Source organism: Stenotrophomonas sp. Sm2128, assembly GCF_030985535.1.
Classification (GTDB): Bacteria; Pseudomonadota; Gammaproteobacteria; order Xanthomonadales; family Xanthomonadaceae; genus Stenotrophomonas; species Stenotrophomonas maltophilia.
Genome location: NZ_JAPTFQ010000023.1, coordinates 13,432 through 28,912 on the forward strand (window position 1 = coordinate 13,432; position 15,481 = coordinate 28,912).

The 15,481-nt window shown below is 67.0% G+C and carries 14 protein-coding genes; 4 read left to right on the top strand and 10 right to left on the bottom strand.

All coding sequences use genetic code 11. The annotated features are described in order from the left end of the window. Positions 1–287 precede the first annotated feature (287 nt). On the top strand, positions 288–629 hold the full coding sequence (locus O0K41_RS08860; protein ID WP_134948574.1) for a hypothetical protein: 342 nt from the start codon (positions 288–290) through the stop codon (positions 627–629). Between the two features lie 9 nt (positions 630–638). On the opposite strand, the gene O0K41_RS08865 is transcribed toward O0K41_RS08860, so the two are convergent. Continuing rightward, positions 639–1,046 (bottom strand): biopolymer transporter ExbD, encoded by a 408-nt coding sequence (locus O0K41_RS08865; protein ID WP_043034017.1) that lies wholly within the window; start codon positions 1,044–1,046, stop codon positions 639–641. Positions 1,047–1,197: 151 nt separating this feature from the next. Here O0K41_RS08865 and O0K41_RS08870 point away from each other — a divergent pair, with 151 nt between their 5' ends. Next, positions 1,198–3,183 (top strand): transglycosylase SLT domain-containing protein, encoded by a 1,986-nt coding sequence (locus O0K41_RS08870; protein WP_164222091.1) that lies wholly within the window; start codon positions 1,198–1,200, stop codon positions 3,181–3,183. Positions 3,184–3,315: 132 nt separating this feature from the next. Next, positions 3,316–4,536 carry a multifunctional CCA addition/repair protein gene (locus tag O0K41_RS08875; RefSeq protein ID WP_049450595.1) on the top strand — a complete coding sequence of 407 codons (1,221 nt, stop codon included), beginning with the start codon at positions 3,316–3,318 and terminating at the stop codon, positions 4,534–4,536. Between the two features lie 85 nt (positions 4,537–4,621). Here O0K41_RS08875 and O0K41_RS08880 read toward each other — a convergent pair whose 3' ends face one another. The 5 genes from O0K41_RS08880 to O0K41_RS08900 all read right to left on the bottom strand — a co-directional run bounded on the left by O0K41_RS08880 (position 4,622) and on the right by O0K41_RS08900 (position 7,977). Then, positions 4,622–5,029 (bottom strand): hypothetical protein, encoded by a 408-nt coding sequence (locus O0K41_RS08880; protein WP_164222089.1) that lies wholly within the window; start codon positions 5,027–5,029, stop codon positions 4,622–4,624. Next, the gene (locus tag O0K41_RS08885) at positions 5,026–5,979 is read right to left on the bottom strand and encodes an RHS repeat-associated core domain-containing protein (protein ID WP_024957024.1); all 954 of its coding nucleotides are present in this window, start codon (positions 5,977–5,979) and stop codon (positions 5,026–5,028) included. Before O0K41_RS08885 ends, O0K41_RS08880 begins: the two co-directional genes overlap by 4 nt. A gap of 137 nt (positions 5,980–6,116) precedes the next feature. Next, complete coding sequence (locus O0K41_RS08890; protein ID WP_005411035.1) at positions 6,117–6,551, bottom strand: SseB family protein; 435 nt, start codon at positions 6,549–6,551, stop codon at positions 6,117–6,119. Between the two features lie 49 nt (positions 6,552–6,600). Then, a complete protein-coding gene (locus O0K41_RS08895) occupies positions 6,601–6,936 on the bottom strand; it encodes a hypothetical protein (protein WP_043034012.1) in 336 nt (111 codons plus the stop codon). 3 nt (positions 6,937–6,939) lie between these two features. Further along, on the bottom strand, positions 6,940–7,977 hold the full coding sequence (locus tag O0K41_RS08900; protein ID WP_164222087.1) for a S41 family peptidase: 1,038 nt from the start codon (positions 7,975–7,977) through the stop codon (positions 6,940–6,942). A 411-nt stretch (positions 7,978–8,388) separates the two neighbouring features. On the opposite strand from O0K41_RS08900, the gene O0K41_RS08905 reads away from it, so the two are divergent. Then, positions 8,389–8,823, top strand: coding sequence for a hypothetical protein (locus O0K41_RS08905; RefSeq protein ID WP_049450599.1), 435 nt, complete (start codon positions 8,389–8,391; stop codon positions 8,821–8,823). 88 nt (positions 8,824–8,911) lie between these two features. Here O0K41_RS08905 and O0K41_RS08910 read toward each other — a convergent pair whose 3' ends face one another. The 4 genes from O0K41_RS08910 to O0K41_RS08925 form a co-directional block, all read right to left on the bottom strand. Then, positions 8,912–11,938, bottom strand: coding sequence for an autotransporter outer membrane beta-barrel domain-containing protein (locus tag O0K41_RS08910; RefSeq protein WP_308304488.1), 3,027 nt, complete (start codon positions 11,936–11,938; stop codon positions 8,912–8,914). A gap of 299 nt (positions 11,939–12,237) precedes the next feature. After that, the gene (locus tag O0K41_RS08915) at positions 12,238–13,305 is read right to left on the bottom strand and encodes a heparan-alpha-glucosaminide N-acetyltransferase domain-containing protein (RefSeq protein WP_164222084.1); all 1,068 of its coding nucleotides are present in this window, start codon (positions 13,303–13,305) and stop codon (positions 12,238–12,240) included. Beyond that, positions 13,305–14,453, bottom strand: coding sequence for an N-acetylglucosamine-6-phosphate deacetylase (nagA, locus tag O0K41_RS08920; protein ID WP_005414488.1), 1,149 nt, complete (start codon positions 14,451–14,453; stop codon positions 13,305–13,307). Before nagA ends, O0K41_RS08915 begins: the two co-directional genes overlap by 1 nt. Next, the gene (locus O0K41_RS08925; protein ID WP_049450606.1) at positions 14,453–15,481 is read right to left on the bottom strand and encodes an SIS domain-containing protein; all 1,029 of its coding nucleotides are present in this window, start codon (positions 15,479–15,481) and stop codon (positions 14,453–14,455) included. Before O0K41_RS08925 ends, nagA begins: the two co-directional genes overlap by 1 nt.

The following is a 15,481-nucleotide window of genomic DNA, read 5'->3' on the forward strand; positions in this document are numbered from 1 at the left end:
AAACAAGTGGTAAAAACCAAGGCGTGATGATCGACACTATTTCACGCGGAATTGACGCAATTGCAGGCCGATTACGTCAGATAGCTGCAGGTTATGACCGGACGATACTGTTCGCAGCAGGCAGCCTTGATGCTGGCTGCGACAGCGCGCGCCGGGAGCTGCCGCATTCATGAAAAAGGTCTTTGCCGGACCGTTTCAGGAATAGTTTGAAATTCCTTCGTTTAGAAGGCCCCGCTAGTCGACCCCGTGCAGACTCGCACCTGCAGCCATTCGCGGGAGGATCGATCATGAAAGCAGCAACTGCCGTGCCGGGCGTCATGATGGTACTGACGCTGCTTCTTTCCTTGGCAGGCGAATCAAGGGCAGGCGGCGTGATCGAGTGCAACAACTGCCCCTCTCCCAGCGATGCGGCCTTGGCCTCGGGAGAGGGACTGACGGTTGTGGTGGATTTCGAGAGAGCCGAGTTGACTGCTTTCGACGTTGAACATGACCCTGAGAGCAGAAAGTGGCGAGCACATCCGACAGCGGTTCCAGCGCAGATTGAAATGGCTTTTCTGCGGATCCTGGATGCGACACTGTCAGCAGGGCAAGCGCCGCTCATGCAGCAATCACCGCATGAGCGGCAGTGAGACAACGCCCTACCGCACGAACGCAATGCGCTCCATACCGGTGGCCTCGGCAGCGGCCAGAATCCGCGCCATGCCTTCGTACTCGGCCGCCGGATCGGTGGCGATGCGCAGCTCCGGCAGGTTGCCGGCATGTTCGCCCACCTGTGCCTGCAGGCGCGCCTGCAGATCGCCGATGACCATCGGCTGGCCATTCCAGCTGAGCTGGTTGCCAGCGTCCAGGCTCAGCTCGATCGGCGGTGGCGGTTCGAGGCGATCGATCGTGCGATCGGTGGACTGTGGCAGCTGCACGGCAATCGGCCGGGCCACGATCGGCGCGGTCACGATGAAGATGATCAACAGCACCAGCATCACATCCACCAGTGGCGTGACATTGATGTCCGCCAGCGGGCCGCTTCTTCCTGCGCTACTGAACGCCATGTGCCGCTCCGTGCAGCCGGGCCGTTCGCCCAAGGCCGACAGTACGTCGCCTTCCGTCACCTGCGGCAGTGGCCTGTACGGGTTCATTCAGCTGTCGTTGCCAACGCCCGGCGTCCACACAATGCGAAACTGAATTCAGCCATCCCCCGCTATGCTGAGTGCCATGACCCGACGCTCCTCGACCGCCCTGTCCCTGCTGCCCTTGGCCACCACGCTGCTGATCGGCTGCGCCAATGCCCAGTCCCTCGACGCCCAGAACGCGCAGCTGAAGGCCGCGATCGCTGCCGCCGAACGCGGCCAGTTCGATCCCGGCCAGGCCGCCGCACTCAGCCGCCATCCGGCTTACGGCTGGCTGGAGTACGCCAACCTGCGCCGCAACATCGACACCGTCGATACCGCGCAGGCCCAGGCCTTCCTCAAGCGCTATGACGGCCAGGCCGTGGCCAACACGTTCCGCAGCGTGTGGTTGCCCTCGGTCGCACGCCGCCAGGACTGGCCCACCCTGCTCGCCAACTGGGTGCCCACCGACAACGCAGGCCTGCGCTGTGCGCAGCTGACCGCGCGCAAGGTGACGGGCAAGGTCGATCCGCAGTGGATCAGCGAGGCACAGGACCTGTGGCGCAAGAACGGCAAGTCGCTGCCAGACGGCTGTGACGCCGTTTTCGCCGTGCTGCAGGCACAGGGCGGACTGAGTGACGCATTGCGCTGGGAACGCATCGATGCCGCCGCCGACGCCCAGCAGCCGGCCGTGATGCGCAGCGCCGCACGTGGCCTGCCTGCCACCGACCTGGCGCTGGCCAACAATTACGCCGCCTTTGTCGACAAGCCCAATGCCAGCGCATTGAACTGGCCGCGCAACGAGCGCAGCCGGCGCATCGCCACCGACGGCCTGGCCAAGCTGGCCAAGGCCGACCCGGCCGCCACCGAACAGCAGTTGCCGCAGTACGCCCAGGCGCTCGGCCTGAGTGCCGAGCAGGAGGGCCAGGTGCTGTACCAGATCGCGCTGTGGACGGTGGCTTCCTACCTGCCCGATTCGGCACGCCGCCTCAACGCAGTGCCGGAATCGGCGTATGACGAACGCCTGCACGAATGGCGCGTGCGCGAGGCGATGTCGCGCGGTGACTGGCCGGCGGCACTGACCGCGATCCGCAAGATGGCCAGCAAGCAGCGCAGCGACCCGCGCTGGCGCTACTTCGAAGGCCGCATGCTGGAGAAGACCGGCCAGGCCCAGCAGGCGCAGCCGTTGTTCCGCGATGCGGCGCGCGCACCGACCTTCCACGGTTTCCTGGCTGCCGACAAGCTGCAGCAGGGCTACACGCTGTGCCCTTGGAAGCCGAACGACAGCGCGCAGGCACAGGCGGTGATCGCGCGCGACCCGGCCATCCAGCGCGCGATGGCGCTGTACCAGATCGACCGCACCGGCTGGGCCGTGGCCGAATGGAACAGCGCGCTGTCGCGCTTCGATGACACCCAGCGCCGCCTCGCGGTACGCGTCGCGCAGGACAACGGCTGGTTCGACCGCGCCGTGTTCGCGCTCGGCAAGCAGCCGCAGGAACAGCGCCTGTACGACCTGCGCTTCCCGCTGCACCACGACGCCACCATCCGCCGCGAATCGGCACGCAACGCGATCGATCCGGCCTGGGTGGCGGCGGAAATCCGCGCCGAGAGCACGTTCACCCCGCGTGCGCGCTCGCCTGCAAACGCCATGGGCCTGATGCAGGTGCTGCCGGCCACCGGTGCCGGTGTGGCCAAGTCGATCGGCCTGACCGGCTACGGCGGCGCCGACAGCCTCTACGACCCGGACACCAACATCGCCATCGGCACCGCCTACCTGCGCCAGCTGATGAACAAGTACGACGGCCTGCCGTACGTGACCATCGCCGCCTACAACGCCGGCCCGACCCCGACCGCGCGCTGGCAGAGCCAGCGCCCGGGCTTTGACCCGGACCTGTGGATCGAGACCATCAGCTACAAGGAAACCCGCGAGTACGTCGCCCGTGTGCTGGCCTTCAGCGTGATCTACGACTGGCGCCTCAATGGTGATGCACTGCCGCTGAGCGACCGCCTGATGGGCCGCCTGGTGGACAAGCGCAAGAACTTCAGCTGCGCCGCCAACGCCGAGCAGGGCGGGGATTGATCGCACTGCGGTAGTGCCGGCCGCTGGCCGGCATTCCCCGGTATCCACGCCTTGGAGTGAAACGATGAGCCTGCTGGCCTGGATCAGGCTGGCCGCTGTATCGGTAGTGCCGGGCATGCGATGATTCCAGCCATGAAGATCTATCTTGTCGGCGGCGCCGTACGCGACCGCCTGCTGCAGCGCCCCGCCGGCGACCATGACTGGGTGGTGGTTGGCGCCACGCCCGCGCAGATGGAAGCGCAGGGCTACACCGCGGTCGGCCGCGATTTCCCGGTATTCCTGCATCCAAAGACCGGTGAGGAGTACGCACTGGCGCGCACCGAACGCAAATCCGGCCGCGGCTATCGCGGCTTTGTGGTCGATGCCGACCCGGGAGTGACGCTGGAAGAAGACCTGCAGCGCCGCGACTTCACCATCAATGCGATTGCCTGCGACGAAGACAGCGGGGCGCTGGTCGATCCTTACGGCGGCGTGCGTGATATCGAGCAGCGCGTGCTGCGCCATGTCGGCCCTGCGTTCGTGGAAGATCCGTTGCGCGTGCTGCGCGCGGCGCGCTTCATGGCGCGCTTCGCGCCGCTGGGCTTCACCGTTGCGCCGGAAACGATGGATCTGATGCGCGAGATCGCCGCCAGTGGCGAACTGGACGCGCTGGTGCCGGAACGCGTCTGGCAGGAACTGCGCAAGGCGCTGGTCAGTGAGCGGCCCTCCGCCTTCCTGCGCACGCTGCACGATGCACATGCACTGGGCCCGATCCTGCCCGAGCTGGAAGCGCTGTATGGCGTGCCGCAGCGTGCCGAATTCCACCCGGAAGTCGATACCGGCATCCACCAGGAAATGGTCAGCGACATGGCGGCGAAGCTGGCCCCCGGCGATGACCTGGTCGGCTTTGCCGCGCTTACCCACGATCTCGGCAAGGGCCTGACCCCGCCGGAGGAGTGGCCGCGCCACATCATGCACGAACAGCGCGGTATCAAACCCCTGAAGGCGCTGTGCGCGCGGTTGAAGATTCCTGCCGAGCACCAGCAGCTGGCCGAAGCGGTCTGCCGGGAGCACTTGAACGTGCACCGCATCGACGAACTCCGCGGTGCCACCGTGTTGGAACTACTGGGCCGCTGTGATGCGCTGCGCCGGCCGGAGCGCGTGGCCCGCATCGCACTGTGCTGCGAGGCCGACAAACGCGGCCGGCTCGGCTTCGAGGACGCCGACTACCCGCAGGGCGAAACGCTCAAGCGCCTGCACCAGGCGGCACTGTCAGTACAGGCGCGGGACCTGGATACCACCCATCTGAAGGGCCCGGCCATCGGTGAAGCGTTGGCCAAGGCACGCGTAAAAGCCATCGCCGCCGCCCGCTGATCCGCAACCGCCGTGGCGGCCGCGCACCGACTCCCATGGGTAGTGCCGGCCGCTGGCCGGCAACCCCAGGTTGCCGCCACAGGAGTCAGTTCTCACCCAACTCCTGGACTTCAATTGCCACGACATTGCATCCACCCAGCAGCACGGTCCCTCGGGATCGCAGGTCCCCGATCAGTTTCCCCCTGATGGTCGCGTAGGCACCAGAGCGTCGTTCAACCTGGTCAATCATGCGCTTGGGGATCAAAAGCGACACACAGCTTGCTTCACTGTTGTACCGGCGGTACTCCGCTTTTCTGTCCCAGATGCCACGATCCTCGAACTGTGCCACCAGGTAGCCGCGAAGTTCCACCTGAGACCCATCCAGCTCCGCGCTTCCCTTGATGGCCTTGCTTGGCAGCAGCGCCGCCGGGTTGGAGGAAGGTGCCTGCCCGGAAGTTGCACACCCGGCCACGGTTGCGAACAACAGGAAGACGCCAGGCAGGAACCACTTCATCGCCCACTTCCTGGTAGGTAGAACAGCTCCTGCTGCTTGGTGATGTTCTGCTGGATGAGCCGCTGCTCGGTCGGCGTCATGCGGCCCTGAATCATCCGGAATTGCACCTTGCCGTCGACCAGCTCACGCACACCGACCCGCGAACCCGTGCTGTCCACCGTGATGTTGGGAACCCCCGGGCTCACGAGGGGACCCGAATCTCCTGGCGTCAGCCGATCCACCAGGCCACTCTGCTCCAGATGGCCGTGCATCACAGCCACGGTATCGGCGGTCGGCGTCAGTTCCGCATAGAACCCGGAGGCATCCGAGGACGTCGCCATTGATGGATCCACCCGGATCGACTCGGTACCGTTGCTGCTTGCCTCGATGGTGACAGCCTTCTCCCGGTTGCCACTACCGACTCTCACCGAATCGGTGTTGGCCAGAGCGGTCTTCTCCGTCTGCGCCGAAAGCTGGATGTCCAGGCCACTTGATCGGCTCTGGTCGAAACGCCTGGCATCGATGCACGTGGACCGGCCGGCCCCTTCCGGGCATCGTCCATCCGGATCCGTGAACCGGTAGGGATTTCCGTTGGCGTAGTGGTAGCGGTTGAACTGCCCAACCGGCTGTCCATATGCCGTCACCGGGTCCACCGACAGGAATACTCCCAGCTGTGGGTCCATGTACCGCTGCTGCATGTAGCTCAACCCAGTAGCCGCGTCGCTTACATGCCCTGTATAGCCAGGACCATCGGCCACCCCTTCACCGATCGCGGCTCCGTAGGGTTCGTAGTCATAGCGTGTGATGACGGCGCCCGCCCCGTTGGTTTCAGCGACAACCGACCCGAGGGCGTCGGTATGGACGTAGGTGACGACCTGTGCGCCGGCAATGGCGCTGTACATCAGTGAAGTCGATGCGAACAACGCCAGCCGCAGCTTCGAAGCCACCATTCCGTTCTCCAGCAGGTCCATCCTGAACTGCCTCCCCCATGAGCGGGGGATGCCCCCTGGGTCCGCGCGTGCCCACTTTCCCTGCCGCTCGCCTGCCCTGCCCGTTTCGTGCAGAGCATTGCAGCCACATGCGCCCCTTGCCGAACGTGGTTCCTGGCTCAGTGCGCCATGCCGCGGGTGATCGCCGCGGCGCGCTGCTTCAGCTGGGCCACGGCATCGGGAATCATCTCCATGCCCACGTCCAGGCCGGGGTTCAGCACCAGGCCGACGCCGTCGCCGATCCCGGCCAGCAGCGCGTGCACCGCGATCGGCATGGCATGCGCGAACTGCGGCAGCTGCTCGTGCCACAGGCCCGCGCGCTCGGGCGCGGTGAACACCGCGAACATCGGCTCGCCGCTCTCGCTGGTCAGCACCAGCGGCGAGATGCTCTCGTCCCAGGCACCGTCTTCGCCGATGGCCTTGTCCAGCAGCACGAACGCCGTCGAGGTCAGCAGGCCATCGAGGAACTGCGATGCGGTCAGCGTGCCGTCCTGGGCCTGCAGCAGGCGCACCTCGAGGTCGTTGAGGGGTTCGAACGGGGTGTCGTGGTCCATGGTCGGTTCCGGTACGTGGTTGCAGGGCAGACTTTAACAGGCCCGCTCCTCAACCGAGGAATCCGTGCCGCCACAGCCAGCCCAGCGCGGCCAGCCCGGCCACGCCGACCAGCATCAACGGCAGGCCGAAGCGGTGCCGCCACGGGATCGGCACCCCGCCCAGCTGCTGGTCCATGGTCTCGGTATCCAGCACCCAGCCGTGCCCGCACCGGGTGCAGGCCAGCTCGTAGCGGCGCTGGTAGGTGAGGCCAAACAGCAGGTCGATGCGCGCCATTTTGTAGCGCAGTTGCGGGGCGAACTCGGTTTCCGTCTGGCAGCGCAGGCAATGGTGGGCTTCGGTTGGGCCGACCACCACCACCCGCTCCTGCTGGCCGATCAGGATCATGGATCAGCGGCCCTGGCAGGCGGGTTGGGCCAGCAGCCAGGCTTGGGCGGCGGCCAAAGTGGCGGCATCACCCTCGATACGCTGGTCGGGCTCGATCTTCAAGCCATCACCACGATCATTGCGGTCGCGCATCACGGTGGTGGTCAGCAGCAGGCGACTGCCATCGGCAAGCGTGTGCACGACATTGCCAGTGGAGACACCCGCAGTGGGCTGACCGAAACTCCGCGTCTGCGGACGACCACGCCACGCCAGCACCGAGGCCTCGCCCGAACTGCCGGTGCGCGGCCCGAACAGCACCGCCACCGGCGCGCCGGGCTGCCGCAGCACATAGCCGGACTGGCCGAAGTCCAGCACCGACTTGCCTGCACGCTGCACGGCGGTCGCGGTCAACGTCCAGCGCTCGGGCCCCTGTGCAGTTTCGAACGACCCCACATCTTCGTTGTTCACTACCGAGGTGCGCAGCAGCGGTGCCATGCCCAACAGCATCGGCCACATGTTGCCACCGCTGTTGTCACGCAGGTCGACGATCCAGCCACAGCGCGCGCCGTCGTCCTTGCTGCGGATGACCTGCTGCCACCGCGCGGCACGCTGGATGTCCTGGCGGAATTTTTCCTGCGGCGTCGCGCCCGGCGTGGAGGCATAGCCCTCGATGACCACCCAGCCGATGCGCATATCCACCGCATCGGCCGCCTTGGCCCGGTCCACGGCGGCGGCGCCGGCCTGCTGCGCGCGCGCAAGGGATTCGCTCTGGCGCTGGGTCGTCGTCCATCCGCCATGATTGCCCGTGCTGACCGCAATGGCTTCGCGCAGAACGGCCAGCCGTTGCGCGGGGTCGCCCTGCGCCGATTGCAGGCGTACGCGGGTGGCGGCCCAGTCCACCCGATCGCGATACAGCGCTTGCCGTTCAAGCAGATTGAGGATCTCGGCCTGGGCCTCCGGCGAGGGCACCTCGACCGCGCCTGGCGTATCGGCCATGGCGCCGGTCGCCAGCAACACGAGCATCAGCGCGCCGATGCGACGCACTCCCTTGCGAACCTGCATGTGACGTTTCCTTGTCGTTGAGGCAGGCGCACAGCATAGCCCGCAGGTGATGGCTTTCGCCATGCGCGAACTGTCGTATCTGGCCCCGCCGCGGGTTGCAGCAAGACAGCGTGCACGCGATCAGTAAATTGCAACTTTGCCCATGTCATTGCCACGTAGAACGCGAGAAGGTTGCCTCCGTCGGCGCCTCCTGCGCTGGCCGGGATTGGCGTCCTGAATCAAACATCGAAACGATCGAGTTGCCGCCTCAGCGGCAATCGCGACAATGCACCGGCTTGCCCATGGCGGGCGGTGCGTGGGGATCCTCGTGATCCGTCGGCTTTTTTTCGTTTCGATTTTGACCGGCACGCCAACCCGCACCGCCCGCCACCTTGCACGCCGCAGGTGGCCTTGCCTCGTGAGGTTGCCGCCATGAACACGCCCCACCCCACCTATCCACGCCTGCAGGCATTGCTCGGCGCTGCACTGCCCGGCCTGCAGCTGCCCACTACCGCCGCCGAAGCGTTGGAAGATGCACTCGCCGAAGCCAACGAACAGGCGCCGCCCTCCGCATTCTTCGCGCGCTTGCGCGGCATCGCGCACAGCCACGCAGCCGACGGCCAGGCGTGGCGCGAGCGGCAACTCAGCGAGGCGCGCGGCCGGGACCTGGCGGAGGCAACGCGCTGCCTGGCGGCAGTGTCTGCGTGTGGGGGCGTGTTGCTGGCGGCGCAGTCGGCACGCGAGATGGATGATGCGCAGGCGCAGTGTCCGCCGCAGGTGGAGGAAGGCTTGCTGCACGCAGTGGTGGTATTGGCCGATCATGCCGGAGCGTTGGTGGAACCGGATGCGTGCGCACCGCTGCTATAGAGCTGCGCCTATGCCCGGCTGCGCAGAGGTCATGGCGTGGGTGGGATTCGTGCCGACCAAGGTCGGCACCTACCCAAGGTTGCGGTTGTCACCAGTCCGCGCGCAGGCCGATGTTGCCTTCGATGATGCGGCGCTTCTCGTTGCGGTCGCCGCCCAGCTCGCGCGTGTAGTCGGCCACGGCGTACGCACTGATGGTGCGGTTGAAGCGACCGACCACACCCACGCCGGCTTCCAGCGCGCGCGAGCGCTGCGAATTGACGATCACGTCGTCGTCGAAACGGATGCGGTCCTCGCCGGAACGGCCATGCCAGTAATTGAGCTTGAAATACGGCTGCCAGCCGTTGTCGGCCAACTGATAATCGCCGGCCAGGCGCAGGCCGATGCGGCCGGTCCAGGCGTTGTCGTTGTCGAAGCGCACGCTCGATACTTCATCGCGACGGTCATCCAGCGAAGCGCGCTGCCAGATCACCTGCACCTGCGGTTCCAGCCACCATGCGGACTGCCCGACGTGCAGCAGCGGCTTTCCGGCCTCCACTGACACGCTGGTGCCATCGCCCTTGATGCCGAAGCCGAGCCCACGCGAGGAACGCACGCGGCCGTCGTAGCGGCTCTGCATCGCCACGGCGTCGATGTAGCCGCCACTGCTGTCGGTGAACGTCCAGTACAGGCCCACGTGCTTGTCATCCAGGCGGTTCTGGCCTACCTGCACGTTCTCCCAGCCCAGGGCCAGGCCGGTGGTCTTGCCCTGCGCGCGGGTGCGGCCAACGAATACGCCGATCTGGTTGCGGTGGTTGTCAGACGCCGCAGCCCACACGTCGAGGCCGGCCTGCAGGCCCATCACATCGCCATCGAAGCCCGGCTGCGCATCCCCCTTCCAGTGGATCTCGCTGCTCTGCCCCACCAACCGGCCCCAGGCGGTGCGGAATGCGCCCTGGTTGTACAGCAGGCGCTGCTCGCCCTGCCGCTCGTGGAACGTGCCGAGACTGGCCAGCGAGGTCTCGCGCAGCAGCGGTGGCACCACCGCGTAGGCGGCGGCCTCCACGCGGTACAGCGGCACCACCGCGCCTTCGGCCGGGCGTGCACCCGGCGTTGGCGGGGCGCCGGTACCGGGCAGCGCACCGCCGGCCACTGGCACGTCCGGCACCGCCGGGTCACTGGGCGGCGCCCCCGGCGCCGGTTCCGGTGGCGGCGGTGGCGGCGCGGTCTCGCCGGCGGTCAGGTCAGGATCGGTGGCGCCTTCCGGTGGCGGCGGCGGTGCCGGGGTGATCGCCGGCGGCGGTGCGACCGGCGGCGTCAGCGGCGGTGGCGCGGCGCTGCCATCACCGTTGGGTGCCGGCGTTGGCCCGGTCACCAGCGTCGATCGCAGGTACCAGTTCTCGCTGGTGCCGGCGCTGACACCGCCCTTGAACAGGAAGTACTCGTAGGCACCGGCCGCGACCGGCGCAAACAGCGAGAACGCGCCCGGCGCGGTGCGGCCACCATTCAACGCCTGCACCACCAGGATGCCATCGGCCAGCGTGGCGGCACCGCTGCCGCCCGCATTGAGTACCCCGATGCCGGTCGTGCCGGTGGCGGCACCGCCATCGATCACCAGGCGGTCGCTGGTGGAATTGTCCGCCCCCAGAACGGTGCGCAGGTACAGACCACCACCGTCACCGCGGTAGTTGCCACGCACGGTGAACACGTCGCCGGCGCCAGTACCGGTCAGGTCGATGCGCCCGGCATTGACCATCTCCACCAGTGCACCACTGTTGAACGGACGGACGGCATGGCTGCCACTGCCCGCGTAGACGGTGCTGGTGTCATCCACGGTGAGCGTTCCGGTGCCGGTACTGCTGTCACCCAGCACCAGATCGCCATCAAAGGTCAGCTCGGTGCTGTTGGCCAGGCTGATCGCCTCCCAGTTCTGGAAGCGGCCAACGCCCGTGGTCTTGACGTTGTTGAAGTTGAGCTGGTCGATGCCACTGCCGCCGTCGAACAGCGGCACCGCACCGAGGTTGCCCTGGTTGAGGTTGCCGAGGGTGGCGACGTCGTTGTCCGGCCCCATGTCGATCGCGCCGTAGACGATGCCACCGCCATTCCAGTTGAAGGTGTCATCGCCGGTACTGAGCAGCACCTGCCCGCGCACGGTGCCGTCGGTGATGGTCACGCTGTCGTTGCCGCCGCTGACGCTGATGTTGCCGCCAATATAGGCCGTGCCAGAAATGATGATGGTGTCGGTGTCGAAGCCGGTCACCACGTTGCCATCCACGGTACCGCCGGACTGGTCCCACAGGTTCTTGTCCAGCTTCATGTTGACGCGGCCGATGCGGCCAGCGGTCATCCAGGCCTGGTCGCCATCCTCGAACGCGCCGATGATGCGGCCACCGCTCATGCGGAAGGTATCGATGTTGTCGCCCTGCTGCAGCGCGCCGATCGTGCCGCCACTCATGATGAAATCATCGCGGCCACTGCCCTGCGCCACCACGCCGGTGACGGCGCCGCCGGTGACGGTCATCTGGTCATCGCCGCCGCCCTGGTCGACGCTGTCGATCGTGCCATCGCTGAGCAGCAGCACATCATTGCCATCGCCCTGCAGGACGCCGCCGGTGATGCTGCCGCTCTGCATCTCGAGGCGATCATTGCCCGCATCGAACTGTACGCCGGTGCGCCCGCTGATCGTTCCTCGATTGACCAGCACGCTGTCGCCCGCACCGACGAACTGCAGGGCGGTGTTGTTGCCGGTGCTGATGCTGCCGGTGTTGTCGACGCGGCTGCCACCCCCAAGCTGCACGGCTACACCGCCGACCGAACTGATCGCGCCCTGGTTTGACAGCAGGTGACCACCGGCGCCGACCAGCGCGATGGCCGATCCACCACCACTCTGCTGCAGCTGTGCACCGGCGGCGACATTGACGGTGATGCCGGCCGCACCATTTGCGGTAACGGGAGTGGTCTGCGGATTCGGCGCGTTTGTATCACAGGTGACCGTCTGGCCGGCGGTCGGTGCCGGGCTGTTGCAGCCGGCCCACGCAACGCTGGCGGTCGTCAGAAGCAGGGAGGGAACGGCGAGGGCCTGCAACACGGAAACAGCAAGGCGGCGCGGACGGAACGCACGCGGAACGGCACGGTACATGGGGCACTCCTGGGCGGGAAATCAGGAACTGCGTATGTGCGGCACGGCGCTTGCAGTCTGCCGTGTGGTGAACCATTTCGAATAGGTGAACTTGCGTGCGGGAAATCACAGTTCAGATGTGAAATCGCCCAGCCCTCACGCCGATGTGATGTGGCTGAAACCGTTCATTTTTCCGGCATCCGGAATCACGCGCAAAGCATCCACGCATGGCGTGGATCTACTGATCCTGCATCGCCAATAGATTCGCTCACGGCACCTGGTCAATCTACGTCATGCGTGGATGCAGTTGGCGGGTGGGGTCAGATCTTCAGGTAGATCTTCCGCTTATCCAGCCACCACGCCACGCCCCACCACAGTGCGACGAACACCAGCGCCTGCAGCATCGACGCCAGCTCCAGCGCCTGCGGCATCGCGGTGGCCAGCTGCTGCCAGATCCACCCCCAGATCCCGGTGACCATCAGCACCACCGACATCACCGATGCCCCCAGGTACGCGGTGATCGCATTGACCCCGAAGCGCCGGCCGAGTGCCGGCCAACCCTTCTGGTCGATCAGCACGTGGCCCAGCCACAGTGCCAGCGCGGCCAGGCCGCCGGTCCACAGCACGTAGCTGGGCGTCCACAGCTGCTTGTTCAACGGCAGAACCACGGCCAGCAGCAGGCCCAGCACAGCGGTCGCCACGCCCAGCCCTGCCAATGCCGCCGAACGCCCGTTGCGCAGCAGGCCACCGGCAAGCAGGCCGAGCACGGTACTGGCCAGCGCCCCCAGCGTGCTCAGCAATCCTTCCGGGTCATGGCCCAGTCCGGTATCGGCATGCCACTGGTAGATCCACGGTGCGAACAGCGCGGTATCCAGGCGGCTGGCCGGGTTGGTCCACGGCGCCAGGTCGCCGCTGCCCAGCAGCAACACGGTGTACCCCACCAGCAGCGCGATCAAAGCGCCCACCTGCACGCGCGGTCGCGCGTAGACCGCCAGTACGCCCACCAACGCCGCACACACCGCGATGCGTTGCAGCACGCCCCAGATGCGGAAGTGATGCGTATCCAGTGCCCACCAGATCAGCAGGTGCAGCAGCGCACCGGCCACCAGGATGCGCAGCGCGCGCTCCAGCACGCCGCGCGCCAACGCGGGTCGCGCCGCCGCATCCTGCGCGCGCGGTGCCACGCTGAAGGCCATCGACACGCCCACCAGGAACAGGAAGAACGGGAACACCAGGTCGGTGGGCGTGCAGCCATGCCATTCCGAGTGACGCAGCGGCGCGAACACCGCACTCCAGTCGCCCGGATTGTTGACCAGCAGCATCGCCGCCACGGTGATGCCGCGCAGGGCATCGATCGAGCCCAGCCGGCGTGGCGGCGAACTGTTCATCAGGCGGCCTCGTACTGTCCGGCAATCCAGGTACCCCGCACCTGCAGGGCGTCGTCCAGCAGCACCAGGTCGGCCTGGTAGCCCTCGGCGATGTGGCCCAGGCGATCATCGACATTGAGGAACTGCGCTGGGTATGTCGATGCCATGCGCGCCGCTTCGGCCAGCGGCTGGCCAAGCAGCTGCACGGTGTTGCGCACCGCGGTGGCCATGTCCAGCGCCGAGCCGGCCAGCGAACCGGCAGCATTGCGCACCACGCCGTCGACGGCGGTAATGGTTTCGCCGTACAGCACGTAGCTGGGATCGTCGGCACCGACCGGCGGCATCGCATCGGTCACCAGCAGCAGGCGGCCTCGCGGCTTGGCCGCCAGTGCCACGCGCAGGCTGGCCGGGTGCACGTGAACGCCATCGACGATGATGCCGATCCAGCTGTCGCGGTCCTCCAACGCGGCGCCCACCGCACCGGGCTCACGGCCCTGCAGCGGCGACATCGCGTTGTACAGGTGGGTGAAGCCACGCACACCGGCATCCAGGCCGGCACGGATCGCTTCGTAGGTACCTGCGGTGTGCCCGGCAGCAACGATCACGCCACGCTCGACCAGCGCACGGATGGTCTCCAGCGGCACGCGCTCCGGCGCCAGCGTCAGCACGGTCACACCGTTGTCCAGCGATGCCGCCAGCGCGATTTCTTCTTCGTCCGGCACGCGGAACTTGCTGGCATCGTGCGTGCCCTTGCGCGCCGGTGCGATGTACGGGCCTTCCAGGTGGATGCCGATCACGCCTGGTACACCCTGCGTGATCGCCTCGCGCATCGCAGCGATCGCTTCGCGCATCACTGCCACGTCATCACTGATCAGGGTCGGCAGCATCGCCGTGGTGCCGAAACGGCGGTGCGCCTGCGCGATGGTGCGCAGTGCCGCCACGTCCGGCGTGTTGTTGAACAGCGCACCACCGCCACCATTGACCTGCACATCGATGAAGCCGGGCAGCAGCCAGCCGCCACCCAGGTCCACCTGCTCGGCGGCATGGCCGAGCTGCGGTGCGGCGTCGGGCAACAGCGCGCTGATGCGACCGTTCTCGATCACCAGCGCCAGATCATCGCGGAAGTCGTCGCCCGCCAGGATGCGGGCATTGCGCAGGACGGTCGCCATTACACGGTCTCCGTCACCTTGTTCAGGTGCGGCGGCAGGTCCGGGTTGAAGCCACGACGCAGCGCCAGCGCATTGATCGCGCGGTAGAAGCTCTGCACGGTCAGCAGCGGTGCGCACAGCGGGTGCGGCGCAGCAGCCACCGGCAGGTTGCCGCCAGCACCGGCCATCCATACCTGTGCGCCACGCGCGGTGAATTCTTCGACGACGGCACGGGTGCCGGCGCCGGTTTCATCCGGCTGGGCAAAGGCCAGCACCGGGAAGCCGCGGTCGACCAGCGCCATCGGGCCATGCTTCACTTCAGCCGAGCTGTAGGCTTCGGCATGCAGGCTGCAGGTTTCCTTGAACTTCAGCGCCGCTTCCTGCGCCGCCCCCAGGCCCAGGCCACGGCCGAGCACGAACAGGTTGGTGGCCTCGACCAGGCCTTCGGTCACCGCGCTCCAGTCACACTGCCACGCCTCACGCAGGGCGTCGGGCAGCAGGTCCAGCGCCGCGCGCAGGCTGCTGTCCTGCTTCCAGTACGCGGCCAGCTGCAGCAGCGCGGCCAGCGACGCCAGGTAACTCTTGGTCGCCGCCACGCTCTTTTCGGCACCCGCGTGCAGCGGAATGACCGTGTCGGCCAGCTGCGCCAGCGGTGAATCCTCGACGTTGACCAGCGCGATCACGCGCGCACCGGCCGCCTTGGCGGCCTCGGCGTTGCGCAGCAGGTCCGGGCTCTTGCCCGACTGCGAGATGACGATGAACAGTGCGCCGCGCAGCTGCAATGGTGCGGCGTAGACCGACCCCACCGATGGCGAGGCCGACGCGACCACCAGGCCCAGCTGGGTTTCCAGCAGATACTTGCCATAGGTGGCGGCGTGGTCGGAGCTGCCGCGTGCACAGGTGACCACGAACGGCGGCGGTTCAGCACGCAGGCTGGCGGCCAGGGTTTCCATGGTGGCGTGGTTGCGCGAGAACTGGCGCGCGACCACGTCGGCCGCTTCAGCGGCCTCGGCGAACATCAGGGTGGACGTGGGGTCTGACAGCGACAT

Coding starts and splice junctions, on each gene's coding strand:
- O0K41_RS08915 (WP_164222084.1), bottom strand. CDS start 13,305: ATGAACAGTTCGCCGCCACGCCGGCTGGGCTCGATCGATGCCCTGCGC.
- O0K41_RS08895 (WP_043034012.1), bottom strand. CDS start 6,936: ATGATCCTGATCGGCCAGCAGGAGCGGGTGGTGGTGGTCGGCCCAACC.
- O0K41_RS08905 (WP_049450599.1), top strand. CDS start 8,389: ATGAACACGCCCCACCCCACCTATCCACGCCTGCAGGCATTGCTCGGC.
- O0K41_RS08870 (WP_164222091.1), top strand. CDS start 1,198: ATGCTGAGTGCCATGACCCGACGCTCCTCGACCGCCCTGTCCCTGCTG.
- O0K41_RS08900 (WP_164222087.1), bottom strand. CDS start 7,977: ATGCAGGTTCGCAAGGGAGTGCGTCGCATCGGCGCGCTGATGCTCGTG.
- O0K41_RS08860 (WP_134948574.1), top strand. CDS start 288: ATGAAAGCAGCAACTGCCGTGCCGGGCGTCATGATGGTACTGACGCTG.
- O0K41_RS08865 (WP_043034017.1), bottom strand. CDS start 1,046: ATGGCGTTCAGTAGCGCAGGAAGAAGCGGCCCGCTGGCGGACATCAAT.
- O0K41_RS08885 (WP_024957024.1), bottom strand. CDS start 5,979: ATGGACCTGCTGGAGAACGGAATGGTGGCTTCGAAGCTGCGGCTGGCG.
- nagA (WP_005414488.1), bottom strand. CDS start 14,453: ATGGCGACCGTCCTGCGCAATGCCCGCATCCTGGCGGGCGACGACTTC.
- O0K41_RS08875 (WP_049450595.1), top strand. CDS start 3,316: ATGAAGATCTATCTTGTCGGCGGCGCCGTACGCGACCGCCTGCTGCAG.
- O0K41_RS08925 (WP_049450606.1), bottom strand. CDS start 15,481: ATGTCGCTGTCAGACCCCACGTCCACCCTGATGTTCGCCGAGGCCGCT.
- O0K41_RS08890 (WP_005411035.1), bottom strand. CDS start 6,551: ATGGACCACGACACCCCGTTCGAACCCCTCAACGACCTCGAGGTGCGC.
- O0K41_RS08910 (WP_308304488.1), bottom strand. CDS start 11,938: ATGTACCGTGCCGTTCCGCGTGCGTTCCGTCCGCGCCGCCTTGCTGTT.
- O0K41_RS08880 (WP_164222089.1), bottom strand. CDS start 5,029: ATGAAGTGGTTCCTGCCTGGCGTCTTCCTGTTGTTCGCAACCGTGGCC.